Raw genomic sequence first — 25,613 nt, forward strand, 5'->3', positions numbered from 1 at the left:
TCAAGGAAAAGAGCAGCTCGCCATGGCCAGACTGACACTGATGTGCCTATGTTTGTTACTGTTTGGAGGTTGCAGCCTGCAATCTCATCAACCTGCGCCAGTCGAAAGTGCGACATCCAAAAAAAAACCTGCCTATCCCAAAGGAAGTCTGACCAGTTCCACTTATCGGGTCAAAAAAGGTGACACCCTGTACTCGATAGCCTGGGGGGCAGGACGTGACTTCCAGGAAATTGCCAAGATTAATCAACTAAATAAACCGTATACCATCTTTCCTGGGCAGGTCCTCAAGCTCACTTCTAAAGCCTCTGTTACAAAAGGTTCAACCGCTAAAACCGGTGTCAAAAATCAACCTACGACAGCGGTGTCAAATAGCAAAATTAATAATAAACAATCTGTTACGGTAGTATCATCTGGTAGCAATGCTGCTACAGGGGCGTCAAAAAAAACACTTGATCCCAAAAATAAAGCTGATTACGCTGTAACAAGTTCACAACAAAAAGCTAACCGTAGTGCTACGACACCTGAAGGTTTGCCTGAAGAAGTCAGTCGCTGGTTATGGCCTGCCAAGGGTCGCTTGGTTGGAACCTTTTCTGCCAGAGAGCAGGGAAGTAAAGGGATTAAAATTGCAGGGCGACGGGGCGACCCCATCAGAGCAGCGGCAGAAGGCAGAGTGGTTTACGCCGGTAACGCGCTTCGTGGATATGGCAATCTCGTGATTATCAAGCACAGTGAAGATTTTCTCAGTGCTTACGCTCATCTCGATAAGATCCTGGTGAAAGAGAAGCAACAGGTCAGTGCTGGACAGACAGTTGCGAAAATGGGAAATACCGATGCTCAACACGTGATGCTCCACTTCGAGATCCGTTTGCACGGTGTGTCGGTTAACCCACTGAAATATTTGCCTAAGCAGTAACTTTATGGCAGCCAATTTTGGCATTTGGAGGATAAAAAAGTGTATTAGATTCATTAACATATTCGGGTTTGGGAGAGTATATTATGAGCTTGAAAAACAATACCCTTGTTGCCGAAGAGCTTGTAGATTTTTCCGGAAAGGAGCCAGGATTCGATGCCAATGCGGAAGGTGAAGAAGTCAATCTGGTTCAAGACCTGGAGCTGGAACAACAGGTTCAGGACGATTTACAACGCAATCTCGATGCCACTCAGCTCTACTTGAGCGAGATAGGCTTTTCCCCACTGCTGACCGCGGAAGAAGAAGTTTATTATTCCCGTAAGGCACTTCGCGGCTGCGAGAAATCTCGCAATCGAATGATAGAAAGTAACCTCCGTTTGGTAGTGAAAATAGCGCGTCGCTACAACAATCGCGGTTTGGCTCTGCTTGATCTTATCGAAGAAGGTAACCTTGGCCTGATCCGGGCCGTCGAAAAGTTTGACCCTGAACGGGGCTTCCGTTTCTCTACTTATGCGACCTGGTGGATCCGTCAGACCATTGAGCGCGCCATCATGAATCAGACCCGCACCATACGTCTGCCGATTCACGTGGTAAAAGAGCTCAATGTGTACCTGCGGACTGCAAGGGAGCTGGCGCACAAGCTGGATCACGAACCCACAGCGGAAGAAATTGCCGCCAAACTGGATTTGCCCAGTGTTGAAGTCAGTCGGATGTTGAAACTGAACGAGAAAATTACTTCGGTCGACATTCCCCTTGGTGGTGACAACGACAAGGCGCTGCTGGATGTGTTGCCGGATGATGACTCAGTAGGCCCTGATTATAAGGTTCAGGATGAAGACATCTCCAACTCAGTAGTGAATTGGCTTAATGAGCTCAATACCAAGCAGCGGGAAGTGCTGGCACGCCGTTTTGGATTGCTTGGCTATGAGCCCTCAACCCTGGAAGACGTAGGCGCTGAAATCGGTCTGACCCGTGAGCGGGTACGGCAAATTCAGGTAGAAGCCCTGAAACGCCTGCGGGATATTTTGAGTGCCCAGGGGCTGTCAGTAGAGGCTTTGTTCAGAAACTGACGTCCCCTATTCACGCCATATAAAAACGCCTCTGTTTTCAATAAAAACGAGGCGTTTTTTAATGTGCCTTAATTGGCGCTGTTATTTATACTCGTCGCTTACATCAAGCGCTTCAGTTCATAAATCAGCTCAAGTGCAGCCCTTGGGGTCAGGTCGTCGGCAACAATTCGCTCGAGCCTTGCTTCCACTGCAGAAGGCTCCGGCTGGGCGGCCGACAGTGGCAAGCTTTGCTGCGCCGGGTTGCCTGACTGGTGGTCGCGGCTTTCCAGTTGATGCAGCTTATGTTTGGCCGCCTTGATGACATTTGCCGGAACCCCGGCAAGCGCCGCCACTTGCAGACCATAACTCTTGCTGGCAGCGCCTTCCTGTACGGCGTGCATAAAGGCGATGGTATCTTCATGCTCAATGGCATCCAGATGCACGTTGTGCACCCCGGGCAGTAATTCAGGCAGCTGGGTCAGCTCAAAATAGTGGGTGGCGAACAATGTCATGGCGCCGAGTTTCTGTGCCAGGTACTCAGCCGCTGACCATGCCAGCGACATCCCATCATAGGTGGAGGTACCGCGGCCAATCTCATCCATCAATACCAGGCTGTTTGCCGTGGCGTTGTGCAGGATGTTGGCAGTTTCAGTCATTTCCACCATAAAGGTCGAGCGGCCGGACGCCAAGTCATCACTGGCACCAATGCGGGTGAAAATTCTGTCCACCGGACCAATCAGTGCACGCTCCGCCGGTACAAAACTGCCGATATGCGCCATCAGGGTAATGAGCGCGACCTGACGCATATAAGTGGATTTACCGCCCATGTTGGGGCCGGTCACAATCAACATACGGCGCTGGCTGGACAACTCCACTGGGTTGGGGATGAAGGGGCTTTGGCTGACACGCTCGACCACAGGATGACGACCTGCTTCAATCAGGATCCCGGTGGTGTCGCTGAGTTCCGGGCAGTGATAGTTGAAGATATCGGCCCTATCGGCAAAGTTTGCCAGTACGTCGAGCTCAGAGGCGGCGCGGGCAAAGTCCTGCAATTCCTGAAGCTTGGGCAATACCAAATCGAACAGCTCTTCCCACAGCTGCTTTTCAAGCGCCAGTGCCTTGCCCTGGCTCGACAGTACCTTCTCTTCGTACTCTTTAAGCTCAGGAGTGATGTAGCGCTCGGTGTTTTTCAACGTCTGGCGACGCTGATAAGCAAGAGGCACCAGGGCTGATTGCGCACGGCTGACTTCGATGTAGTAGCCGTGAACCCGGTTGAAGCCAACCTTGAGGGTGGCGATGCCGGTTCGCTCTTTTTCACGCAGCTCCATCTGCTCCAGATAGTCGATGCCGCCATCGCTGAGTTTGCGCCACTCATCCAGTTCACTGTGGTAGCCTTCACGAATAACGCCGCCATCACGGATAAGTACCGGTGGATTATCCACAATTGCGCGGCTAAGCAGTTCATATTCCTCGGGGAAGTCACCCAGAAGAATATTGAGTGACTTCAGATGGCGCGACTCACAGCGCTGCACGCGCTCGCGGATAAGCGGCAAAATTCCGAGGGCATCTCTTAACCGGGCAAAGTCCCGTGGGCGGGCGCTTCGCAGCGCCAGACGCGCCAGAATACGCTCGATATCGCCAAGGGCTTTAAGTTCAGCACGAAGATCGTCATAGAGTCCGGTTTCCAGTAATTCCTGCACTGCCTGCTGGCGACCACGAATGGTATCGTGGCAGCGCAGTGGCTGGTGGATCCAGCGCTGCAGCATCCGACTGCCCATGGCGGTAACGGTATTATCCAGTACGCTGGCAAGGGTGTTTTCCCGCGAGCCCGACAGACTGATGGTCAGTTCCAGATTGCGGCGGGTGGCGGCATCCAGAATGATGCTATCGCCCTGATTGAAGCGCACGATGGAATTGATGTGGGGCAGGGCGGTGCGCTGAGTGTCTTTCACGTATTGCATCAGACAGCCTGCGGCCTGCAGCGACAGGCGGGCGTCGGTAATGCCAAAGCCACGCAGATCGCGGGTACCAAACTGCTCAAGTAGCAGCTTGATGCAGGTATCATAGTCAAATTCCCACTCGGGGCGGCGGCGCTTGCCCTTGATATGATTAATCAGCGCCATGTCGGCAAAGTCTTCGCTGTATAAAAGCTCTGCCGGGCATGTGCGCTGAAGCTCGGCCTCAAGTGCTTCACGGCTTGGTAATTCAGCAATGACAAAGCGGCCGGATGCCACATCCAGAGTGGCAAAACCATAACCCACCTTGCCCTGGTAAACCGCAGCCAGCAGATTATCCTGGCGCTCCTGCAGCAGCGCTTCATCGGTCAGCGTACCCGGCGTGACGACGCGCACCACTTTACGTTCTACCGGGCCTTTTGAGGTGGCCGGGTCACCTATTTGCTCACAAATGGCAACCGACTGACCCAATTGCACCAACTTGGCCAGATAGCCTTCCACCGCATGGTAGGGGATACCGGCCATGGGGATTGGATCGCCGCCGCTCTTGCCGCGGGCAGTAAGTGAAATGGCCAGCATTTCCGAGGCACGCTTGGCATCATCGTAAAAGAGTTCATAAAAGTCGCCCATGCGATAAAACAGCAGCATGTCGGGGTGCGCTGCCTTCATGGTCAGATACTGACGCATCATGGGGGTGTGTTTTTCGAGATCAAGCAGGTCTGTGCTGTTCATTGCCACTCTGTTATTGCGATGGGGCTTGTCTGGTCAAGCCGCGGGTAAAGCCTATGGGCGCCCAGTCTACCAAGTTTTTCGCTAAAGTGATCCTTTTCAATTCAAGGCGATGAAACAGCGGATTTCGGCGCCGCAGAAAATTATTTCATCCAGGGGTTGATACTGTATGATTGTACAGTATACTAGCTTTCAATATGTACAAATACACAGGGCTTTTGCCTGAACCGCATTAACCGTTGCGTCTTCACAGCGCCTGCTGTGTGTGAGAGGGAACAATGAAAATCGATCCAAATAAAGAGAAAGCACTTGCCGCCGTTCTTGGCCAAATTGAAAAGCAGTTTGGTAAAGGCTCTATCATGAAGCTGGGTGAAGACCGCTCCATGGATGTGGAAACCATCTCCACCGGCTCGCTGTCTCTGGACGTGGCGTTGGGTGCCGGCGGTCTGCCAATGGGCCGTATCGTAGAAATCTATGGTCCTGAATCATCAGGTAAAACTACCCTGACTCTGGAAGTGATTGCTGCGGCTCAGCGTGCAGGCAAAGTGTGCGCCTTTATCGATGCTGAACACGCCCTCGACCCAGTATATGCCCGTAAGCTCGGCGTAGATATCGACAACCTGCTGTGTTCTCAGCCAGACACGGGTGAACAGGCGCTGGAAATCTGTGATGCCCTGACCCGTAGTGGCGCCGTAGACGTTATCATCGTCGACTCGGTTGCAGCACTGGTTCCTAAAGCGGAAATCGAAGGTGAAATCGGTGACTCTCACGTAGGTCTTGCGGCCCGTATGATGAGCCAGGCGATGCGTAAGCTTGCCGGTAACCTCAAGCAATCCAACACCCTGCTGATTTTCATCAACCAAATCCGTATGAAGATTGGTGTGATGTTCGGTAACCCAGAAACCACTACCGGTGGTAACGCTCTGAAATTCTACGCATCCGTGCGTTTGGATATCCGCCGCACCGGCGCCATCAAAGAAGGCGACGAAGTGGTGGGTAACGAAACCCGCGTGAAAGTGGTTAAAAACAAGATTGCAGCGCCTTTCCGTCAGGCTGACTTCCAGATCCTTTACGGCCAGGGCATTAACCGTACCGGTGAGCTGGTTGACCTGGGTGTACTGCACAAGCTGATTGAGAAATCCGGTGCCTGGTACAGCTATAAGGGCGACAAGATTGGTCAGGGCCGTGCCAACGCGACCAAGTTCCTGGCCGAAAACGGTGAAATCGCTGCCGAGATTGAAAAGTCACTGCGCGATCTGCTGTTGTCTCACACCAGCTCTGCGGAAGCGACCAGCGCCGAAGGCGATGAAAACATCGACTTCGAAACCGGAGAAGTGTTCTGAGTCAGGAACTGATGAATCACGCACTGGCATCTCTTGCCAGGCGTGATCACAGCCGCAACGAACTTAAGCTTAAACTGCTCGCCAAGGGGCATGAGGCCCTCGAGATTGAGCGAGTACTGGATGAGTGTGAAGCCAAAGGCTACCTGAATGACAGTCGCTATGGCGCATCAGTTATTCGCTCGTCAGTATTGAAAGGCCATGGCGCTGCCCGAGCGCGTCAGGCCATGATAGCCAAGGGATTGGATAAAGAGGTTATCCAAAGCAACCTCGAAGGCTGTGATGTGGATTGGTATGCCCAAGCCAGGGAAAAGGCACTGAAAAAGTTTGGTGCCACCAAACCTGTCGATGCCAAAGACAGGGCGAAACGCATCCGCTACCTTGCAGGGCAGGGGTTCAGTTTCGATGAAATATCCCACGCGTTGGATTTTGACCCTTACGATATGGATTAAAGACCGCACCCGAGGCGGTCTTTTTTATTTTAATCAGCCTTGTCCGCTGACTTTGTTTCTCTAGTGATTGAGAACCCCTGTTCCCACCCCGATTGACCCGGATTTCGCGGCCTGTGCGCTATCTTATTCGAAACTCTTGAGGTTATAATGAGCCCCAAATTTTTGTCGGCAGCCCGTGGAAGTGGCTGCGGCTTGTCGTATCAGGCTTATCCAACTCAGGACGTTTTCATGTATCAAACCACAGCCGCGCTTCGCAGTGCTTTTCTCGAGTATTTCAGGCAGCAGGGTCACCAGGTAGTAGACAGCAGCTCTCTGGTTCCCGGTAATGATCCAACACTGCTGTTCACCAACGCCGGTATGAACCAGTTCAAAGACTGTTTCCTTGGCATGGAAAAGCGCAGCTACGTTCGCGCCGCGACTGCACAGCGCTGCGTTCGCGCCGGTGGTAAGCATAACGACCTGGACAACGTGGGTTACACCGCCCGTCACCACACCTTCTTCGAAATGCTGGGTAACTTCAGCTTTGGTGATTACTTCAAAGAAGACGCCATTCGCTTCGCCTGGGAATTCCTGACCGGCACCCTGAAACTGCCGAAAGAGAAGCTGTGCGTTACCGTGTACCACACCGATGACGAAGCATTCGATATTTGGAATAAGCAAATCGGTGTTCCAGCCGAAAACATCATCCGTATCGGTGATAACAAGGGCGCGCCATTCGCATCAGACAACTTCTGGCAGATGGGCGATACAGGTCCTTGTGGTCCCTGTACTGAAATCTTCTACGATCACGGCGCGCATATTTGGGGTGGCCGTCCCGGCAGCCCTGAAGAAGACGGCGACCGTTTCATCGAGATCTGGAACATCGTATTCATGCAGTACAACCGTCAGTCCGACGGCACCCTGGATCCGCTGCCAAAGCCAGCCGTAGATACAGGTATGGGTATCGAGCGTATCTCTGCCATCATGCAGGGCGTGCACTCAAACTACGAAATCGATATTTTCCAGAAGCTGATAGCCAAGACCGCCGAAATCATCGGTGTGACTGATTTGGAAAACAAATCCCTGCGCGTTATTGCCGACCACATTCGCTCCTGTGCCTTCCTGGTTGCCGATGGCGTGATGCCATCCAACGAAGGCCGTGGCTATGTGCTGCGCCGTATTATCCGCCGCGCTGTGCGCCACGGTAACAAGCTGGGCGCCACTGACACCTTCTTCTACAAACTGGTACCAACCCTGATTGATGCCATGGGCGATGCCGCCAAAGACCTGGCTGCCACTCAGGCCATCGTGGAAAAGGCCCTCAAGGCTGAAGAAGAGCAGTTTGCCCGTACCCTCGAGCGTGGTCTGGGTATGCTCGATGCCGCATTGGCTGAGCTGAAGGGCGACACCCTGGACGGCGATACCGTATTTAAACTCTATGACACCTACGGCTTCCCGGTGGATTTGACTGCCGACGTGTGCCGTGAGCGTAACCTCAAGGTAGACGAAGAAGGCTTTAATGCCGCCATGGCCGAGCAGCGCAGCCGCGCTCAGGCCGCAGGTCAGTTCAGTGCCGACTATAACGCCGCACTGAAAATCGATACTGCCACCGATTTTTGTGGTTACTCCGAGCTTGCCGCTGAGAGCAAGGTCGTGGCCCTGTACCGTGATGGCGAATCTGTCGATGCTGCCCAAGCTGGTGCCGATTTGGTTGTGGTACTCGATAACACCCCATTCTACGCTGAGTCCGGTGGTCAGGTTGGTGATAAAGGTCAGCTGCTGGCTGAGGGCGTTGAATTCACGGTTGTTGATACCCAGAAGTTTGGTCAGGGCATTGGTCATAAGGGCCAGCTGGCGCTTGGTAGCATCAAGGTTGGCGATAGCCTCAAAGCCATGGTGGATAAAAAGCTGCGTCACCGCACCGAACTTAACCACTCTGTGACTCACCTGCTGCACGCTGCGTTGCGTCAGGTGTTGGGTACCCACGTAACCCAGAAAGGCTCTTTGGTTGACCCAGAGCGTCTGCGTTTCGACTTTTCCCACTTCGAAGGCGTTAAGCGTGAAGAGCTCAAAGCGGTTGAAGATCTGGTGAATACCCAGATTCGTCGTAACCACGAGCTGAATTTCGCCGAGATGGATATCGAAGAAGCCAAGGCTAAAGGTGCCATGGCGCTCTTTGGTGAGAAATACGACTCCAAGGTACGCGTTGTGACCATGGGCGACTTCTCTATCGAGCTGTGTGGTGGTACCCACGTTGGCCGTACCGGTGATATTGGTCTGTTTAAGATCACCTCTGAAGGGGGTATCGCTGCAGGTATCCGCCGTATCGAAGCTGTGACCGGCGCCGCTGCCATGGCCTATGTTGCCGAGCAGCAGTCAGAGCTCGAAGAAGCCGCTGCACTACTCAAGGGCGATGTTGCTTCCGTCGTTGCCAAGCTCAAGGCCCAGCTCGACAAAGCCCGCCAGCTTGAGAAAGAAAACGCGCAGCTCAAAGACAAGCTGGCAGCTGCTGCCAGTGCCGACCTTGCCGGTGACGCCCAGGAAATCAATGGCGTTAACGTACTGGTTAAGCGTCTCGAAGGCGTGGAAGCCGGCGCTCTGCGCGGTTTGCAGGACGAGCTTAAGCAGAAGCTTAAGTCCGGCGTTGTGGTGCTGGCCATTGGCGCTGGCGATAAGGTGAATCTGATTGCCGGTGTGACTCAGGATCTGACCGGTAAGGTCAAGGCTGGAGAGCTGGTCGCCATGGTGGCCGCTCAGGTGGGCGGTAAGGGCGGCGGACGTCCTGACATGGCCCAGGCCGGTGGCAGCGAGCCTGCCAAGCTCGATGGCGCACTGGCATCTGTGTTGCCTTGGCTGACTGAACGCCTTTAATCCCGTCGGGGTCTGAGCAGTAGCAGGCTTTTTGTGACAAACATTTATGTGAAAAAGTTCGGAGGAACCTCTGTGGGTTCCTTCGAGCGCATTGATGCAGTGGCCGATGCCATTGCCCGGGCCCATTTCAGTGGTGAGCGACAGGTACTGGTGCTCTCAGCCATGGCAGGGGAAACCAACCGCCTTTACGCTATGGCGGCCAACGTTGACACAGTCGCGCCCGCGCGGGAGCTGGACATGCTGGTTACCGCTGGCGAGCAGGTCAGCATTGCCCTGATGGCGATGGCGCTGCACCGGCGTGGCGTTAATGCCCGCTCTTTGCTTGGCAGTCAGGTAAAGGTGCGTACCGACAGTCAATTCGGCCGTGCCAGTATTGAATCTGTTGATACTGAGCTGCTGACTCAGCTGCTGGATGATGGTGTTGTTCCTGTGATTGCCGGATTTCAGGGGGTGGATGCAGCAGGTGAAGTGACCACCCTTGGACGCGGCGGTTCAGATACCACTGCCGTTGCTGTTGCTGCCGCTCTCAACGCGGCCGAGTGCCAAATCTTTACCGATGTGTGCGGCGTGTTTACCACAGACCCCAACATCGACCCCAATGCCCAGAAGCTCGACAGCATCAGCTTTGAAGCCATGTACGAAATGGCGCGTCAGGGCGCCAAGGTGCTGCACCCTGATAGCGTGGCCTGTGCCCGTCGTCATGGGGTGGTGCTGAGGGTATTGTCGAGTTTTGAGCCCGGCAGCGGTACTTTAATCCGGTTTGATGAGCCGGATCACACGGTATCCGGCATTGTAGGTATTGCAGTGTCGCGCGCTCAGGGGCTAGTCTCTGTAGCTGGGGTGCTGGAAAACCCTCAGGCGGAAGTCGCGCTGTTTCAGGCGCTTTGCGCCGCTGGCATAGATACCGATCTGGTGGTGCAGGCCCGCGCCGACAGGGCATTGGCCTTTACCTTAAGCCAGGGGGCTATCGAGTCAGTATTGGCCGAGGTTGATAAGTTGGCTGTGGTTCATGCGTTGGGCGAGGTGCATTTTGAGCCCAGTTTAGCCAAGGTGTCACTTATCAGTACCGGCAAGCCAGCCATGGCTGAAGTGGCGATGCGGGTTAACGAGCTTTTGGAAGCCGAGAACATCCGTGTTAAGTTGACATCCATGTCGGAAATCAAACTGTCGGTGATGATCGATGAGGCGCACCTTCAGCAAGCCGTAAGAAGTTTGCACAGGGCATTTGGCCTCAATAAAGTATGAATATCCAAGAGTTTTGGTATTCAATACTATAATTTGTACTAAGCTGACTTTATAATAGAGCAATGTCCAGGCGTCAGTCCTGGCGTATGGAATGGGACTAAAGGAGCAAGCGAATGCTGATTTTGACACGTCGTGTTGGCGAAACACTGATGATCGGTGACGAAGTCACGGTGACAGTGCTGGGTGTAAAGGGAAATCAGGTGCGCATTGGTGTGAATGCACCTAAAGAAGTGTCTGTTCACCGCGAAGAGATCTACCAGCGTATTCAATCTGAGAAAACGGGCTCACCTGAGGGTGGCAACTACTAAGCCGGTTTTCATGCTCCTTGAGGGGCGTCCGGGACGGACAATAGAAGAGTCAGCCAAGAGCTGGCTTTTTTATTGGCTGCGACTTAAGAATGGCAACTTGTGACGGCGCGCAAATGCTGATTGTGCTTGGCTTTCAGGCATGTGATTAAAAACAGGGCAATCAGATCTGCTTTGGGAAAAAGGGTTTGACTTATTTTCTTCAAACAGTAATATGTGCGCCAAGAAAAGACGGAGAGGTGGCCGAGTGGCCGAAGGCGCTCCCCTGCTAAGGGAGTATGGGCTTTATATCCCATCGAGGGTTCGAATCCCTCCTTCTCCGCCATTTTCCTAAGCGATTAAAGTGTGCGCATGTAGCTCAGCTGGATAGAGTACCTGGCTACGAACCAGGCGGTCGGAGGTTCGACTCCTTCCATGCGCGCCGCGCATGTAGCTCAGCTGGATAGAGTACCTGGCTACGAACCAGGCGGTCGGAGGTTCGACTCCTTCCATGCGCGCCATATTAAAAGCCCCTGATAATTCAGGGGCTTTTTCTTTTTCAGCAACTTGCTGCATTCCGTATTGCATAAATCCCTCCGCGCTTTGACTTAAGCTGGCTGATTGTCCCGGTCAATAAACGCTGTATCTGCCTTAGCCGTTGCCAGTATTGCTTTTTCGAATTCATCGCTATCAAATTCTCCTTTGTGTAATTTCACGGCTATATTTTTGAGAATTACTCAAACTCATCCTGCTTAATCAATAAATATTGGTAAGACCAATTTACAAGGCGTTGCCTTCATCGTTAATAAAAGGTTATCTTTCGGGATGCTATTTTTGCCGTCTGTTACATTTTGGCGTCGATAACGCTGAATGAAATGTGTAAATGTGCGCATTTTTATGCGAGAAGAGCCAACAAACCTTTGAGGGGAAGTCATGACATCAGTTATGGATCAAATGGGCGAGGCCCTGTGGATCATGGTGCTGGGCATGGTGCTGGTGTACTTGTTTCTGGGGATTTTGATCCTTGGGCTTAAGTTGATTGCCAATCGTTATGCACCCAAAGCCACAGACACAGTCAACAGGCCAGAGGCGCCCAGTATTTCATCTAAGCCCCAGGGGCTGGATCCGCGTCTGGTGGCCGCCATCACCTCTGCCGTACAACAATATCGAGCCCAGGAGGGACGTTCATGACCAAAGCCTTGGCCCTTACCGATGTGGTGCTGCGCGATGCGCACCAATCTCTGCTAGCTACCCGTTTACGTATTGAAGACATGTTGCCCATCGCTGCCAAACTGGATCAGGTGGGCTATTGGTCACTGGAGACCTGGGGCGGCGCGACTTTCGATGCCTGTATTCGCTATCTGGGGGAGGACCCCTGGGAGCGGCTGCGACTGCTCAAGCAAGCCATGCCCAACACCCCGATGCAGATGCTGCTGCGGGGGCAGAACCTGCTGGGTTATCGCCACTATGCCGACGATCTGGTGCACAGGTTTGTAGAGCGCGCCCACGACAACGGCATGGACGTGTTTCGGGTATTCGATGCCATGAACGATGTGCGTAACCTGCAAGAGGCGGTGCGTGCCGTGAAGCAGGTGGGCGCCCATGCCCAGGGCACCATTTCCTACACCACCAGCCCGGTACATAATCTGGATACCTGGGTGGATATGGCCAAGCGCCTTGAGGATCTGGGCTGCGATTCGCTCTGTATCAAAGACATGGCCGGTCTGCTGCGCCCTATGGAAGCCTTCGAGCTGGTGAGCAGGCTTAAGTCGCAAACCGGGCTGATGGTGGCCATGCACAGCCATGCCACCACCGGGCTTTCTACCGCCACCTATCAAAAGGCGATTGAGGCCGGTATTGATGTGCTGGATACCGCGATTTCGTCCATGAGCCAGACCTATGGCCACAGTGCCACCGAGACCCTGGTGGCCATGGTAGAAGACACTGAGCGCTCAACCGGATTGGATATGGCGCTTTTGGAAGAGATTGCCGCCTATTTCCGTGAGGTGCGTAAAAAGTACGCCAAATTCGAAGGCGCGCTTCAGGGCATTGATTCCCGAATTCTGCGAGCTCAGGTGCCAGGTGGCATGCTAACCAATATGGAGAGTCAGCTTAAAGAGCAGGGCGCCAGCGATAAACTTGATTTGGTACTCGATGAAATCCCCCGAGTGCGTGAAGACCTGGGCTTCCTGCCTCTGGTGACACCGACCTCGCAGATTGTGGGCACCCAGGCGGTGATCAACGTGCTGACCGGTGAGCGTTACAAGTCGCTCACCAAGGAAACTGAAGGGGTGCTTAAGGGCGAGTACGGTGCCACCCCGGCGCCGGTGAACGCCGAGCTGCAGCAGCGGGTGCTCAAGGGTGCCGAGCCTGTCACTTGCCGTCCTGCCGATTTGCTGACCCCAGAAATGGAGCGGCTTCGCACCGAACTGGCGCAAAAGGCAGCTGCTGACAACATTAAGCTCAGTGAAGATCTCGATGACGATGTGCTCACCTATGCGCTGTTTCCGCAGATTGGCCTGCAATTCCTCAAAAATCGCGGCAATGCCGATGCCTTTGAGCCTGCTCCAGTGGCAGTGGCTCAGGCCGCCTCTGCCCCAGCCAGGGCAGCCTCTGGGCCGGAAACCTATACGGTGAAGGTGGATGGTCAAACCTACGTGGTTGAAGTCGCCGCTGGCGGTGAAATCAGTCAAATCCAGCCACAGGGAGCGAGTCAGTCCAGCGCAGCAGTTGCCCCTGCCGCCACAGCGGCTGCGCCTGTAAGCCACGAAATCAAACTGGAAATGAGCGCGCCCCTGTCTGGTAATATCTTCAAAATTCACGTGTCGCCCGGCGATACTGTGAAGGCCGGGGATGTGGTCATCATCCTTGAAGCCATGAAGATGGAAACCGAGATCCGTGCCCAGGCCGACGGGGTTATTGCCCGTCTATGGGTGAAAGAAGGCGACTCGGTTGCCGTTGGCGCTCAGCTGTTGTCGTTGGCCTAAGGAGGCATCATGGAAGGATTGATGGCTTTTTGGGCCGAAACAGGTATTGCCCACTTCACACTGGGGCAACTGCTGATGATGGCGGTGGGGCTGGTGCTGCTGTATCTCGCCATTGGCAAGGGGTTTGAGCCCTTGCTGCTGCTGCCGATTGGTTTTGGCGCTGTGCTTGCCAATATCCCCAACGCCGGATTTACCGACGAAGGGGGCTTACTCTACTACCTCTACCACGTGGGGCTGGAAACCGGCATCTTCCCGCTGCTGATTTTCCTCGGCGTCGGGGCGTTGACCGACTTTGGCGCCCTTATTGCCAACCCCAAAACACTGCTGCTGGGGGCGGCAGCGCAGTTCGGCATTTTTGCCACACTGCTGGGGGCGATTGGGCTCAACCTGGTGCCCGGCTTTGAGTTTTCCATGAAGGATGCGGCGGCCATTGCCATTATTGGCGGCGCCGATGGACCGACGGCCATCTTCCTCTCTACCAAGCTGGCCCCAGAGTTGTTGGGAGCCATTGCGGTGGCCGCTTACTCGTACATGGCGCTGGTGCCCATTATCCAGCCGCCCATCATGCGGGCGCTCACCACCAAGGAAGAGCGTGCCATCAAGATGGAGCAGCTGCGGGAAGTGAGCAAGATGGAAAAGGTGCTGTTTCCGCTGATGGTGCTGGGGCTGACAATCCTGTTTTTGCCTGCGGCAACGCCTTTGGTGGGGATGTTCTGCCTTGGCAACCTGATGCGTGAATCCGGCGTGGTTGACCGTCTGTCCAACACCGCCCAGAACGAGCTGATTAACATAGTTACCATCTTCCTCGGACTGGCGGTGGGCTCCAAGCTGTCGGCCGAGCAGTTCCTGCGGGTCGAGACTCTGGGCATTCTGGTGCTCGGCGCTGTGGCGTTTTCCATTGGTACTGCGGCTGGAGTACTGATGGCCAAGCTGTTGTGCAAACTCAGTGGCGGCAAGGTCAATCCACTGATTGGTGCCGCCGGAGTGTCTGCCGTGCCTATGGCTGCGCGGGTGGCGAATAAGGTAGGGCTCGAAGCCAATCCGCACAACTACCTGCTGATGCATGCCATGGGGCCCAATGTGGCCGGGGTGCTTGGCAGCGCAGTGGCGGCGGGTATTCTGCTGGCCGTGTTGGGCTAGTCTGCTGATAACGAAAAAGCGCCCTTGGGCGCTTTTTTTGTTTTATCTGTGGGCTATTTTGACGGGGCTTATTTTGGCCGGGGCTCATTGAACCCGGGTCAGCCAAAGCAGCAATGCCATCAGAACGATTAAGGTGCTGCTGATAGCAATGATGTAGACATAACCCGTCTTGCCCTTGGCCAGCGGGATGCCATTAAAGCGCAAAAATGCCGTCCACAGCAGGCACAGAATAATGGGAAACAGGAAAAGCTTGGTCATGGCAAGGGCTTGTTATTATTGATAACACTAAGGTCAGTGTAGGTGCTTTGCCAACCAAGGTAAACAAAAAGGCCATCCCGGAAGGAATGGCCTTTGATGTTAACAACCCCGTATATTGCCGGGCCTACACTCAGGCGTAGCTGGGTGAATGGACTCAGGCATTATCGGCGACGATTTTGTCTTCTTCTGTTTTATAAAAGCGCTCGCGGTCGAGTTCGCCTTCTGAGTTACCCACCACCACTGCGGTCATCATATCGCCGGTGACGTTGGTGCAGGTACGTATCATATCAATCACCCGGTCGATGGCGGCGATAAAGGCAATGCCTTCCAGTGGCAGGCCAATCACCCCCAGAGTCACGGTCAGCATCACCATGGCGCTGCCGGGAACGCCTGCAGTCCCCACCGAGGCCACAGTCGCTGTCACGGCAATCAGCATGTAGTCAGTCATATCCAGCGGAATACCGTAGATCTGCGCGATGAAAATTGCCGCGATTGCAGGATAAATACCGCCGCAGCCGTCCATGTTCATGGTGGCGCCCATCGGCAGTACAAAGGCGCTGTAGCGCTTGGATACGCCCATGGACTCGGCGCACTTGGTGGTGACCGGCAGGGTGCCAAAGCTCGATGCCGTGCTGAAGGCAACCAGCTGCGCTGGCATTGCCTTACGGAAAAACTGCAGCGGACTTAAGCGGGCTGCAAACTTCACCAGGCCGCCGTAGACAAACACTATGTGGATAAGCGCTGCCACGTAGATGGCGATAATAAATTTACCCAGCGGCAGCAGGGTTGAGAGGCCATATTCGCCCACCACCCAGGCCATCAGGCCAAATACACCTATGGGAGTGAGTTTCAGCACCATACGGGTCAGCTGGAACATTACCTCGGCGCCGGCATCGAATACCTTTTTCAGAGGCTCGGCTTTCTCGCCCACAGCGTTGATGGCAATACCCACCAAGGCCGCAAATACAATGATTTGCAGTACTTTGCCGTTGGTCAGCGAGGCAAAGGGGTTCACCGGGATCATATCCAGCAGCACCTGAGCAAAGCCGGGTACAACCCGCTCGCGCACTTCTGAGCTGGCCAGCTGCATGCTGCCACCCATATCAAAGCTGCTGCCGACCGCCAGACCAATCAGTGAGGCGAGGGTACCGGTCAGCATAAACAGCGCCAGGGTTTTGAAACTCAGGCGTTTGAGGTTGGATGAGCTGCCAAGAGAGGTGATGCTGACCACAATGGCGCACAGTACCAGCGGCGCAACCAGCATCTTAATGGCGGCAATAAAGAGATCGCCAAGGGGCTTGAACAGGGTAGCCGATTCACCCAGCGCTACGCCGGCCAGGATCCCCAGTGCAAAACCTGCCAGCACTTTCTGCCAGAAGGGAATTTTATTTAACGTTTGAATTATCATGGAAATTTCCAATGTTTCTTAACTAAAGGCCCGCAGTGAAACTGCACTTGCCCAAAAAAGACGACGGGGCAAAACCGCGGCAGCCAGGTCAGCTGACTGCCATAGGCAGTTAACCGCCAGAGTGCGGGAAAAATTACAGTGCAGCCGCATTGTATCGACACAAGGAGATCCAAAACAAACCGTTTTTGATATAACTTATTGTGATATCAGGATTTGTTTTTATAGCGTTAAAATGATCCGTTTTTTTAACGCTGCTGTCTGGAGTCTGAGTATGGAGCCGTTATGGCTGATGTTTTCCGGCGCTTTTCTGGCGGCCACCTTGTTGCCCGGGGGCTCAGAGGTATTGCTGATGGCACTGGTGAAATCCAGCCCCGAGCTGTGGCTTGGGCTGTTTGTGGCCGCTACTCTGGGTAATACCCTGGGGGCTCTTACCAGTCTGGGGCTCGGCCGCCTTGGCCGTATCGCCTGGGAGCCTGAGCAGTTGTCAGCATCCCAGCGTCGTGCCATGGCGTTAGTGGAAAAATACGGTGTCTGGAGTTTGCTGCTGTCCTGGGCGCCGGTGATTGGTGACGTCCTGTGCGTGCTTGCCGGCTGGCTCAGGTTGCCGCTGCTGGCATCCACAGTGCTTATCCTTATCGGTAAAGCGCTGCGTTACGCCTTGTTATTGCTGCTGATGCAGGCGTTTTGACATCTTTTTTTACAACCCACGTTTTTACAAGCCAGGCAGACAAAACCATAATGCCCCACCGGGGGACTCTGTTATAGTCAGACGGATCTGTTGGTGACTAACTACAAGTAAAATAAGGGATAGCTAATGAAAAAATGGATACTCGCAGCCGCCGTTTCGGCCGCACTTGCGGGCTGTGCCCAGCATTCTTCCGACTCACTCGCCTTACCCGCCGGGGTGACGCTTCTGGAAACGGTCAGTGCCACTGAGGCTGGCGTAGGCATCCCCTACAAGAAATTCCAGCTGGCCAATGGCCTGACGGTCATTCTGCATCAGGACAGCTCAGATCCACTGGTGCATGTGGATGTGACTTACCATGTGGGTTCAGGCCGTGAGCTGCCTGGCCGCAGCGGCTTTGCTCACCTGTTTGAACACATGATGTTCCAGGGCTCAGAAAACGTCGCCGATGAGCAGCACTTCAAGGTGGTTACCGAGTCCGGCGGTACCCTCAACGGCACCACCAACACAGATCGCACCAACTATTTCGAGACAGTACCCAGCAATCAGCTGGAAAAGATGCTGTGGCTTGAATCGGACCGCATGGGCTTCTTCCTGCCGGCGCTGACCGAAGAGAAATTCGAAGTGCAGCGCGAAACCGTGAAAAACGAGCGTGCCCAACGTATCGACAACCAGCCCTATGGCCGTATGTACGAGCGTTTCAGCCAGGCCATGTATCCGGCGGGTCATCCTTACTCCTGGCCTGTGATTGGCTGGCCGGATGATTTGAACCGCGCCGAGCTTAGCGACGTGAAGCAATTCTTCCAGCGCTGGTACGGCCCTAATAACGCCACCCTGACCATCGGCGGTGACTTCGATGAGCTGCAAACCCTGGCATGGGTAAACAAATATTTCGGCGATATTCCCCGTGGCCCTGAGGTTGAACCACTGCCAAAGACCAAGGTAACCCTGGATAAAGACAGATACCTGTCGATGGAAGACAAGGTGCACCTGCCGCTTATTCGCATGGCGTTGCCCACAGTGTATGGCAGTCATCAGGATGAAGCTGCGCTGGATTTGCTGGCCAATATTCTTGGCGGCGGCAAAACCTCGCTGGTATACAAGAATCTGGTGAAAGAAGGTTATGCGGTGCAGGCGGGCGTGAGCCATCCTTGCCGCGAGCTTTCTTGCGAGCTGTCGTTCTTTGCCCTCGCTAACCCAGCTAAAGGTGGCAGCCTTAAAGAAACAGAAGCCAAGCTGCGTGCCTCCATTGCCGAGTTTGAAAGCCGCGGCGTGACCGATGAAGACCTGGAGAAGGTGAAGGTGCAGTTTGAAGCCGACACCATTTTTGGCCTGCAGAGTGTGCGTGGCAAAGTCTCGACTCTGGCTGCCAACCAGACCTTCTACGGCAACCCCAACATGATTGCCAAGGATCTGAAACGCTACGCCAACGTTACCAAAGAAGATGTTATTCGCGTATTCAATCAATACGTTAAGGGCAAGCCTATGGTGGTGATGAGCGTAGTGCCGGAAGGCGCCGGAGCCCTGATTGCCGCCGAAGACAACTTCGTAGCCCCCGCGCCTCAGGTGGCAGCCCATGCCATCGACGGTGAGCTGAAGGTGGCCGAGGCCAAGTCATCCTTCGATAGAAGTGTTATGCCCAAAAGCGGCGATGCGCCCAAGCTGAAAGTGCCTACCCTGTGGCGCGACAATCTGGGTAATGGCATTGCCGTGCTTGGCACCGAGAGTCGTGAAACTCCCACCACCGAAATCGTGGTGTACCTGGCAGGTGGTCACCGCCTGGCCGATGTCAGCAAGGCGGGTATCGCCAATCTGACGGCGGCGGTGCTGAACGAGTCCAGCGCCTCGCGCTCCAGCGAAGAGTTGACCCAGGCGCTTGAACTGCTGGGTGCTTCGGTGCAGTTTTCTGCCAGTGATTATCAGAGTGAAATCAAGGTTTCGGCGCTGACCGACAAGCTGGATGCCACCTTGGCGGTACTGAAAGAAAAACTGCTGACTCCAGGCTTTAAGGCTGCCGATTTTGAGCGGGTCAAACAGCAAACCCTGCAAGGGCTTAAGCACTCTCAGTCAAACCCGAACTATCTTGCCAGCACGGGTTTTGCCCGGTTGCTGTTTGGCAATGACAATGCGCTGGGTGTGGATGCCGGTGGCACCATAGAGTCGGTGCAGGCATTGACCCTGGATGATGTGAAAGCCTTCTATGATGCCCAGTACCGCGCCGGTAACGCCCAGATAGTGGCGGTATCCAGTGCGCCCAAGGCCTCTTTGATGCGCTCTCTCAATGCCCTTGGTGAGTGGCAGGGTGCAGCTACGTCGCTGCCAGCCCTTGGTGCACTGCCGCAGCTTGAAGGTGGCACCATCTATGTGCAGGATAAGCCGGGTGCGGCTCAGTCGGTGATTTCCATCGGTAAGGTGTCGCTGCCGTTTGATGCCACCGGCGAGTACTTCAAGGCTGGTCTGATGAACTATCCGCTGGGCGGCGCCTTTAACAGCCGCATCAATCTTAATCTGCGTGAAGACAAGGGCTATACCTATGGTGCCCGCAGCCGCTTCCGTGGTGGGATTGAAACCGGCCAGTTCCTCGCAACGGCCAGTGTGCGCAGCGATGTGACCGCGCCGGCGGTTTCCGAGTTCATCAAGGAAATTTCCGGTTATCGCGATGGCGGGATCCGCGCCGATGAACTTGAGTTTATGCGCAGCTCCATCTCTCAGGGGCAGGCACTGGATTATGAAACGCCTTACCAGAAAGCCGGTTTTATGCGGATGATCCAGCGTTATCAGCTGGCCGACAATTTCACCTCTGAGCAGGACAAAATTGTTGCTGGTATTGGCAAGGGTGAAATCGATGCTCTGGCTAAAAAGCACCTTAACATCAATGAGATGGTAATCTTTGTGGTGGGCGATAAGGCCAGCATAGAGAAAGATCTCAAGGCGTTGGGGTATCCAGTTAAGGATTTGGCGTTGTAATTCAGCCGCCAAGACCCCATATGGCAGTTAGCAAGGGTGGCGTTTTCGTCACCCTTGCTTGTGTTTCTTGCCGCCACTGGCAAATAGCATTATTTTGGACGAAAGCCGAAAGACCGGATGCGCCATTCGGGTCTGCTGTGTACGGCGGCGCCGCGCGCCATTGCAACCAGGAAGAATCAATTGACAGTATTCAATGAGACGCTCGGGGCCCTCTCCGATGCACAAGGACGTCAGGCTCTGGCGGGCCTGAGACGGGGATTGGAGCGAGAGGCACTGCGCATCACCAGTTGTTGTAATCTGGCGATGGATACTCACCCCGAAGCCTTGGGCTCAGCGTTGACCCACTCCCGGATCACCACCGATTACAGTGAGGCCCTGCTCGAGTTCATTACCCCGGTCAATGGCGATATCGACGCCCTGCTCACCGGGCTCACCGAAACCCATGCCTATACCTTGCGTCACCTCGACGGGCAGAAACTCTGGCCGGTAAGCATGCCGTGTTTTGTCGGTGATGAAAAAGACATCCCTATCGCCCGTTACGGTAACTCCAATACCGGCAAGATGAAGACCCTGTATCGTAAGGGCCTGACATACCGCTATGGCCCGCTGATGCAGATTATCTCCGGCGTGCACTTTAACTTTTCAGTATCCGATGAACTCTGGCCGCGCTTGCATGCCATCAAGGGCAGCGAGCTTAGCCTGAGCGACTTTATTTCTGAGTCTTATTTCGGTCTTATCCGCAATTATCGCCGTTTGGTGTGGGTGCTGCCGTATTTGTTTGGCGCATCGCCAGCGCTGTGCTCGTCTTTCCTCAAGGGCCAGAAAACCAGTGTGCAGTTTGAAAAGACCGAACGCGGCACCCTGTATTTGCCCTATGCCACCTCGCTTAGGATGAGCGACCTTGGCTATACCAACAAAGAACAGGCCAGCCTGAATATCAGCTATAACTCGCTTGCGGAATACCTCGATGGCATCCGCGCCGCCATCTGTTTGCCATCGGCCCATTTTGCCGAAATCGGCGTTAAAGTGGATGGCGAATACCGTCAGCTCAATGCCAATGTGCTGCAGATTGAAAACGAATTTTACGCGCCCATCCGTGCCAAGCGGGTAACCCGCAAGGGGGAAAAACCCTCAGAAGCGCTGGCGCGGGCAGGGGTAGAGTACATCGAAGTGCGGGCGCTGGATGTCAATCCTTTCAGCCCTGTGGGCGTTGAAGCATCGCAGCTGCGGTTCCTCGATTTGTTCCTGCTGTACTGCCTGTTGGACGACTCTCCCAAGGAAGATGCCAGTGGCGAGGCTGAGATTGCCGCCAACCTCAAGGCAGTTATCCACGAGGGCAGAAAGCCCGGGCTGATGCTGAGTCGTCATGGCGAAGCGGTTGATATCAAAGACTGGCTCGAGCAGCTCTTTGGCGAGCTTGGCAAGATAGCCAGCCTGCTTGATGGTGAAAACGGCGTGTACGCCGAGGCCCTTGGCCACTGGCATAAAGCGGTGCTGGATCCATCGCTTACCCTGTCGGGCCGGGTGCACAAGGCGGTGATTGAAGAAGGGCACGACCATGGCGAGTTTGTTATGAGCCTAGCCGCCAAGTATCAGGATTATTTCCTCACCTATCCGCTGAGCGAGAAAACCGAAGCGGATTATCTGGCCGAGGCAGCCTCGTCGCTGGCAGCCCAGCGTGAGATTGAAGCGGCTGATACCCAGAGTTTTGATGACTTTTTGCGTGACTATTTCAAGGATGTACCATGCGCGCTCTAGTGCTTGGACTGGCTGCTGTTGCCGTACTTGGCGGCTGTGCCAGTCAGGTGGATACCAGTCGTCAGTGCGGCTGGGTATCCGGTTATCAGGATCCTCCTGAAAATGAGCGCCTCTACCGCGCCATTGTCACTCACCTCAATGGTACGCCGGTGATCTCCCGGCCCAATTATCAATTGGCACCGGGCAGTTACGAGTTCACTCTGGTGGAGCTGATTGATGCGGTCGATTTGCGGGTGGCGCCCGAGGCCCATCAGAAAAAGACCCTCAAAGTCGATGTGGTGGCCAATACTCGCTATCACTTTGCCGCCCGCTTTAAGGACGATAAGCGTTACTTTGGCAAAGATGCTGACTTTTGGGAGCCGGTCATCTGGCAAACCGAAGCCGCAGAATGTGAGATAGAGACGCCTTAAGCGTCTCCTTCGCGATCGACCCCTCAGTTAGCTTTATCTGAATTGCATCTTAATCAATGACATGGGACACTCAAGCTCCCTGTGAACGCTATCCCTGATATAAAGAGAAGCGCTATGTCAAAGGCCGTTATTCTGCTGTTTCCACTGGCACTGCTGCTTGGCGGCTGTGCCACTTCGCCTCCCAAAGACCCCGACAATATTTGCGCCATTTTTAAAGAGCACCGTGGTTGGTACGACGCGGCGCTGGATACCCAGGAAAAGTGGGGCGTGCCTGTGCATGTGCCGCTGGCGATGATGTATCAGGAAAGCTCGTTCAAACACAACGCCGCGCCGCCTATGGAGTATTTTCTGGGTTTTATCCCCATTGGCCGTGCCAGTGATGCCTATGGTTACGCCCAGGCTAAAACCATGACCTGGGACGATTATGTGCGTGAGACGGGCAACAGCTGGTCGAGTCGCAGCGACTTTGACGATGCCATGGATTTTATGGGCTGGTTCATCACCAAAACGCATAAAATCAACGGTGTATCCAAGTGGGATGCCCGCGCGCAATATTTGAATTATCACGAAGGCTGGGGCGGTTATCGCCGCGGCACCCACAAATCAAAGAAATGGCTTATTAAAGTGGCCGCCAAGGTGGACGAGCGTTCCCGCCGTTATGCCGCCCAGTACAAGGGCTGTAAAGAAGAGCTGGATTCATCCTGGCTGTACCGGTTGTTCTTTGGCTGAGCCTGCCATTGGATGAGGGTCCGCTTAAATCCTTAAATAACTCGCTGAAACAAAAGGGGCATTCGTCTGGAATGCCCTTTTTTGTGCCAGCAGCTGTTATTGTCAGTTATGGTGCTCAGTTTTAATCAGCTTGCCAAATTGGTCGAAGAACTGCCAGTCGCCGGATTGGCGGTCGGCAATATAACTGCCCTGAATGCGTTTCTCGCCGCCGGGCCAGAAGCTCAGCCACTGACCTTCCTTTCGATCCCTGATGTAGCTGCCCTGCTCTGAAGGTTTGCCGTTGGGGTGGAAGTAGCGGGCTTCGCCTTCGCGGTAGCCAGCAATCCAGATCTCTTCTGCTTTCAGGGTGCCGGTGGGGTAATACTGCTTGTGGCTGCCGTTTGGCTTGTCATCTTGGTATTCACCCTCGGCCATGGGCTGACCATCGGGAAAGAACTCTTTGCGTGGGCCATGGAGCTTGTCATTGTCGTAGCTCACGAGCAGCTTTTGCAGGCCGTTTTCGTACCAGTATTGCCACTGGCCGGTCTTTTTACCTTTGATAAGCTTGCCGCTGGCTTTTTGCTGGCCGTTGCTGACATAAAACTCCTGATAATCACCGTTTTGTACGCCCATCTCCCAGGTGGTCAGGCGATAACGCACACCATTGAAGGCGAATAGCTCTTCGGTGCCGTGGGGTTTACCGGCGCGAAACTGGGTCTTACTGTAGACGTTGCCTTCGGGAATAGGGCCGAAGGTCGGGTCTTTCTCTTCGTAGCGATACTGAGTCCATTCACCTTCCTTTTGGTTATCCAGGTATTCACCGCTGCTGCGGCGCCTGCCCTGATAGTATTCGGTGAATTTGCCATGGCGTTTGCCGTCCAGATACTCCTGCTCACGGCTGACTTTGCCGTCAGCGTACTGGCGCCACAGCCCGGTTTTTTGGCCGTTGCTGTACTGGCCGGTTTCGGTTAAATCGCCGTTGGCGTACCAGCGGGAGTATTCCCCATCCAGTGGATACCGGGAGGCGTTTTCAGGCTTGGTTTGGGCGTAATGCTTGAGTTCCTGCGCTGTTCCTTCGCGGTAGAAGCTTTGGTACTTACCCACCCATTGGCCATCGCGTTGCAGCCCCTGATACTGGGGTTTGCCATCTTCAAAGTAACGCTCGGACTTACCGTTAACTTTCCCGTCCTGATATTCATCCAGTGACGCCAGGTTGCCATTTTTATGGAAGCGGCGGCTTTCGCCGTGACGAATGTCGGCTTTCCAGTGGCTGGACTCCACGAGGGTGTCGCCCTGATAACGTTGATACTCGCCTTCGCGCAGGCCACGGGCCAGGGTCACAGACTCCTGCAGCTGCCCATATTGGTCGTAGCGCTCCTGCTTGCCATGGCGCGGGTACTGGCCATTGTCGGCCGGTTTGTCATCGGCCAGGGTTTCGAGACTCGCGAGCTTACCATTGGGGTGGAAGCGTTTTTGCCCCCCGGCGCTCAGGCCTTCTTTGTAGTTGAGGCTCGCGGTCAGGGTGCCTTCATCGTTGTAATACAGCTGCTCGCCATCGAGCTTGCCGCGATAGAAATGCTCTTTGGACAGCAGCAATCCTTCGCTGCTGAAGCTTTGGCATTCGCCGTGGGGCAGGTTGTCCAGAAACTCACACTGGCTTTGGGGCTGGCCGTCGGGGTAAAAATGCTGCTCCTGGCCGTTTTTCTGGTTGTTGCTGTATTGGGTCTGGCTGGCCAGTCTGCCGCCCTCATCCCAGGTTTGCCAGCTGCCGGTGCGCTGGCCCTTGTTATCGTATTGGCCCTGCAGTCGTTTACTGCCGGAAGGATACTGCTCGGTCAGCTCGCCGCTTGCCAAATCGTCCACAAAGGTGGCGCTGCGTTGTGGATTGCCGTTTTCATAAAAGCTCAGCCACTTCCCGTGGCGTAAGTTCTGGCGATAGCTCTCCTGCGACTCGAGCTGGCCATTGGGGTAAAAACGCTTGATTTCAGTGTTGTCACCAAGCTCGAACAGGCGCTCTTCAATTACATCGCCCTCGGGGCTGTAGCGCAGCCACTTGCCGTGGGCCAGACCTTGTTGGAAATGTTGCAGCTCAACCATGCCCCCTTGGAGGGCAAAAAGCTGCCATTCGCCTTCCTGTTTGCCTTGAGCAAACTGGCCACGGATCATCGGGGAGTCTTTTTTGTAGAAGGCGTGCCAGTTGCCATTTGGCAAACCGTCGCTGAACTGGGCTTGGGTAAAGCTGCCATCTTCATGGTTAAGGGTTACTTCACCCTGTAATGGCTGGCCGGTGGTGCGTTTGAAATAACGGCTCAGGCCATCCTGGGTGCGGACATCAACCAGCTGCAGCGCAATAGATTCGGCGGCCATTATCGGCGCCGGGTGCAACAGCAGTGTGGTGGCGAGCAAGGCTGCCGTTAACTTTGGATACATCTTCTCTTCCTTGTGGATTGTCCTTGCCCAGCCATCCGACCAGGGCTG

At 54.5% G+C, this 25,613-nt stretch carries 19 protein-coding genes and 3 tRNA genes; 18 read left to right on the top strand and 4 right to left on the bottom strand.

Annotated elements, in window-relative coordinates; genetic code table 11:
• Positions 1-22: 22 nt before the first annotated feature.
• Positions 23-913 carry a peptidoglycan DD-metalloendopeptidase family protein gene (locus tag MJ923_RS03880; protein WP_240589971.1) on the top strand — a complete coding sequence of 297 codons (891 nt, stop codon included), beginning with the start codon at positions 23-25 and terminating at the stop codon, positions 911-913.
• 83 nt (positions 914-996) lie between these two features.
• Positions 997-1,980: an RNA polymerase sigma factor RpoS gene (rpoS, locus tag MJ923_RS03885; protein ID WP_126166174.1), complete on the top strand. Its 984-nt coding sequence runs from the start codon at positions 997-999 to the stop codon at positions 1,978-1,980.
• Between the two features lie 98 nt (positions 1,981-2,078).
• Here rpoS and mutS read toward each other — a convergent pair whose 3' ends face one another.
• Positions 2,079-4,646 (bottom strand): DNA mismatch repair protein MutS, encoded by a 2,568-nt coding sequence (mutS, locus tag MJ923_RS03890; RefSeq protein ID WP_240589972.1) that lies wholly within the window; start codon positions 4,644-4,646, stop codon positions 2,079-2,081.
• A gap of 275 nt (positions 4,647-4,921) precedes the next feature.
• On the opposite strand from mutS, the gene recA reads away from it, so the two are divergent.
• The 11 genes from recA to MJ923_RS03945 all read left to right on the top strand — a co-directional run bounded on the left by recA (position 4,922) and on the right by MJ923_RS03945 (position 14,941).
• Positions 4,922-5,986: a recombinase RecA gene (gene recA, locus MJ923_RS03895; RefSeq protein WP_126166176.1), complete on the top strand. Its 1,065-nt coding sequence runs from the start codon at positions 4,922-4,924 to the stop codon at positions 5,984-5,986.
• An 11-nt stretch (positions 5,987-5,997) separates the two neighbouring features.
• A complete protein-coding gene (locus tag MJ923_RS03900) occupies positions 5,998-6,435 on the top strand; it encodes a regulatory protein RecX (RefSeq protein ID WP_240589973.1) in 438 nt (145 codons plus the stop codon).
• Between the two features lie 228 nt (positions 6,436-6,663).
• Positions 6,664-9,285 carry an alanine--tRNA ligase gene (alaS, locus tag MJ923_RS03905; RefSeq protein WP_240590245.1) on the top strand — a complete coding sequence of 874 codons (2,622 nt, stop codon included), beginning with the start codon at positions 6,664-6,666 and terminating at the stop codon, positions 9,283-9,285.
• A gap of 33 nt (positions 9,286-9,318) precedes the next feature.
• Positions 9,319-10,530 carry an aspartate kinase gene (locus MJ923_RS03910; protein WP_240589974.1) on the top strand — a complete coding sequence of 404 codons (1,212 nt, stop codon included), beginning with the start codon at positions 9,319-9,321 and terminating at the stop codon, positions 10,528-10,530.
• 113 nt (positions 10,531-10,643) lie between these two features.
• The gene (gene csrA / locus MJ923_RS03915) at positions 10,644-10,838 is read left to right on the top strand and encodes a carbon storage regulator CsrA (RefSeq protein ID WP_011759166.1); all 195 of its coding nucleotides are present in this window, start codon (positions 10,644-10,646) and stop codon (positions 10,836-10,838) included.
• A 230-nt stretch (positions 10,839-11,068) separates the two neighbouring features.
• Positions 11,069-11,160, top strand: a tRNA-Ser gene (locus MJ923_RS03920).
• 22 nt (positions 11,161-11,182) lie between these two features.
• A tRNA-Arg gene (locus MJ923_RS03925) sits at positions 11,183-11,256 on the top strand.
• A 2-nt stretch (positions 11,257-11,258) separates the two neighbouring features.
• A tRNA-Arg gene (locus MJ923_RS03930) sits at positions 11,259-11,335 on the top strand.
• Between the two features lie 412 nt (positions 11,336-11,747).
• The gene (locus MJ923_RS03935; RefSeq protein WP_240589975.1) at positions 11,748-12,005 is read left to right on the top strand and encodes an OadG family protein; all 258 of its coding nucleotides are present in this window, start codon (positions 11,748-11,750) and stop codon (positions 12,003-12,005) included.
• Positions 12,002-13,801 (top strand): sodium-extruding oxaloacetate decarboxylase subunit alpha, encoded by a 1,800-nt coding sequence (gene oadA, locus MJ923_RS03940; RefSeq protein ID WP_240589976.1) that lies wholly within the window; start codon positions 12,002-12,004, stop codon positions 13,799-13,801. The genes MJ923_RS03935 and oadA overlap by 4 nt, the downstream gene beginning before the upstream one ends.
• A gap of 9 nt (positions 13,802-13,810) precedes the next feature.
• The gene (locus MJ923_RS03945) at positions 13,811-14,941 is read left to right on the top strand and encodes a sodium ion-translocating decarboxylase subunit beta (RefSeq protein ID WP_126166179.1); all 1,131 of its coding nucleotides are present in this window, start codon (positions 13,811-13,813) and stop codon (positions 14,939-14,941) included.
• Between the two features lie 84 nt (positions 14,942-15,025).
• On the opposite strand, the gene MJ923_RS03950 is transcribed toward MJ923_RS03945, so the two are convergent.
• Together MJ923_RS03950 and MJ923_RS03955 are read right to left on the bottom strand one after the other, a co-directional pair.
• Positions 15,026-15,199: a hypothetical protein gene (locus tag MJ923_RS03950; protein ID WP_240589977.1), complete on the bottom strand. Its 174-nt coding sequence runs from the start codon at positions 15,197-15,199 to the stop codon at positions 15,026-15,028.
• Positions 15,200-15,353: 154 nt separating this feature from the next.
• The gene (locus tag MJ923_RS03955) at positions 15,354-16,607 is read right to left on the bottom strand and encodes a dicarboxylate/amino acid:cation symporter (RefSeq protein ID WP_240589978.1); all 1,254 of its coding nucleotides are present in this window, start codon (positions 16,605-16,607) and stop codon (positions 15,354-15,356) included.
• A 271-nt stretch (positions 16,608-16,878) separates the two neighbouring features.
• Between MJ923_RS03955 and MJ923_RS03960 the strand changes: the two genes are divergently transcribed.
• From MJ923_RS03960 to MJ923_RS03980, 5 genes are all read left to right on the top strand, one after another.
• On the top strand, positions 16,879-17,295 hold the full coding sequence (locus tag MJ923_RS03960; RefSeq protein WP_240589979.1) for a YqaA family protein: 417 nt from the start codon (positions 16,879-16,881) through the stop codon (positions 17,293-17,295).
• A 126-nt stretch (positions 17,296-17,421) separates the two neighbouring features.
• Positions 17,422-20,259 carry a M16 family metallopeptidase gene (locus tag MJ923_RS03965; RefSeq protein ID WP_240589980.1) on the top strand — a complete coding sequence of 946 codons (2,838 nt, stop codon included), beginning with the start codon at positions 17,422-17,424 and terminating at the stop codon, positions 20,257-20,259.
• 117 nt (positions 20,260-20,376) lie between these two features.
• Positions 20,377-22,017 carry a glutamate--cysteine ligase gene (gshA, locus tag MJ923_RS03970; protein WP_338092212.1) on the top strand — a complete coding sequence of 547 codons (1,641 nt, stop codon included), beginning with the start codon at positions 20,377-20,379 and terminating at the stop codon, positions 22,015-22,017.
• Positions 22,005-22,427, top strand: coding sequence for a hypothetical protein (locus tag MJ923_RS03975; RefSeq protein ID WP_240589982.1), 423 nt, complete (start codon positions 22,005-22,007; stop codon positions 22,425-22,427). Before gshA ends, MJ923_RS03975 begins: the two co-directional genes overlap by 13 nt.
• A gap of 114 nt (positions 22,428-22,541) precedes the next feature.
• A complete protein-coding gene (locus tag MJ923_RS03980) occupies positions 22,542-23,156 on the top strand; it encodes a transglycosylase SLT domain-containing protein (RefSeq protein WP_126166185.1) in 615 nt (204 codons plus the stop codon).
• Positions 23,157-23,258: 102 nt separating this feature from the next.
• On the opposite strand, the gene MJ923_RS03985 is transcribed toward MJ923_RS03980, so the two are convergent.
• Positions 23,259-25,565 carry a toxin-antitoxin system YwqK family antitoxin gene (locus MJ923_RS03985; protein ID WP_240589983.1) on the bottom strand — a complete coding sequence of 769 codons (2,307 nt, stop codon included), beginning with the start codon at positions 25,563-25,565 and terminating at the stop codon, positions 23,259-23,261.
• Positions 25,566-25,613 lie beyond the last annotated feature (48 nt).

It is taken from the genome of Shewanella zhuhaiensis, from assembly GCF_022484835.1.
In the GTDB taxonomy this organism is placed as follows: Bacteria; Pseudomonadota; Gammaproteobacteria; order Enterobacterales; family Shewanellaceae; genus Shewanella; species Shewanella khirikhana.

Bases quoted from the DNA above. Each gene is read 5' to 3' on its own strand.
- MJ923_RS03975 (WP_240589982.1), top strand. From the start codon at position 22,005: ATGCGCGCTCTAGTGCTTGGACTGGCTGCTGTTGCCGTACTTGGCGGC.
- MJ923_RS03945 (WP_126166179.1), top strand. From the start codon at position 13,811: ATGGAAGGATTGATGGCTTTTTGGGCCGAAACAGGTATTGCCCACTTC.
- recA (WP_126166176.1), top strand. From the start codon at position 4,922: ATGAAAATCGATCCAAATAAAGAGAAAGCACTTGCCGCCGTTCTTGGC.
- MJ923_RS03880 (WP_240589971.1), top strand. From the start codon at position 23: ATGGCCAGACTGACACTGATGTGCCTATGTTTGTTACTGTTTGGAGGT.
- MJ923_RS03900 (WP_240589973.1), top strand. From the start codon at position 5,998: ATGAATCACGCACTGGCATCTCTTGCCAGGCGTGATCACAGCCGCAAC.
- MJ923_RS03985 (WP_240589983.1), bottom strand. From the start codon at position 25,565: ATGTATCCAAAGTTAACGGCAGCCTTGCTCGCCACCACACTGCTGTTG.
- MJ923_RS03965 (WP_240589980.1), top strand. From the start codon at position 17,422: ATGAAAAAATGGATACTCGCAGCCGCCGTTTCGGCCGCACTTGCGGGC.
- oadA (WP_240589976.1), top strand. From the start codon at position 12,002: ATGACCAAAGCCTTGGCCCTTACCGATGTGGTGCTGCGCGATGCGCAC.
- MJ923_RS03950 (WP_240589977.1), bottom strand. From the start codon at position 15,199: ATGACCAAGCTTTTCCTGTTTCCCATTATTCTGTGCCTGCTGTGGACG.
- rpoS (WP_126166174.1), top strand. From the start codon at position 997: ATGAGCTTGAAAAACAATACCCTTGTTGCCGAAGAGCTTGTAGATTTT.
- gshA (WP_338092212.1), top strand. From the start codon at position 20,377: ATGCGCCATTCGGGTCTGCTGTGTACGGCGGCGCCGCGCGCCATTGCA.
- mutS (WP_240589972.1), bottom strand. From the start codon at position 4,646: ATGAACAGCACAGACCTGCTTGATCTCGAAAAACACACCCCCATGATG.
- alaS (WP_240590245.1), top strand. From the start codon at position 6,664: ATGTATCAAACCACAGCCGCGCTTCGCAGTGCTTTTCTCGAGTATTTC.
- MJ923_RS03955 (WP_240589978.1), bottom strand. From the start codon at position 16,607: ATGATAATTCAAACGTTAAATAAAATTCCCTTCTGGCAGAAAGTGCTG.
- MJ923_RS03960 (WP_240589979.1), top strand. From the start codon at position 16,879: ATGGAGCCGTTATGGCTGATGTTTTCCGGCGCTTTTCTGGCGGCCACC.
- MJ923_RS03935 (WP_240589975.1), top strand. From the start codon at position 11,748: ATGACATCAGTTATGGATCAAATGGGCGAGGCCCTGTGGATCATGGTG.
- MJ923_RS03980 (WP_126166185.1), top strand. From the start codon at position 22,542: ATGTCAAAGGCCGTTATTCTGCTGTTTCCACTGGCACTGCTGCTTGGC.
- csrA (WP_011759166.1), top strand. From the start codon at position 10,644: ATGCTGATTTTGACACGTCGTGTTGGCGAAACACTGATGATCGGTGAC.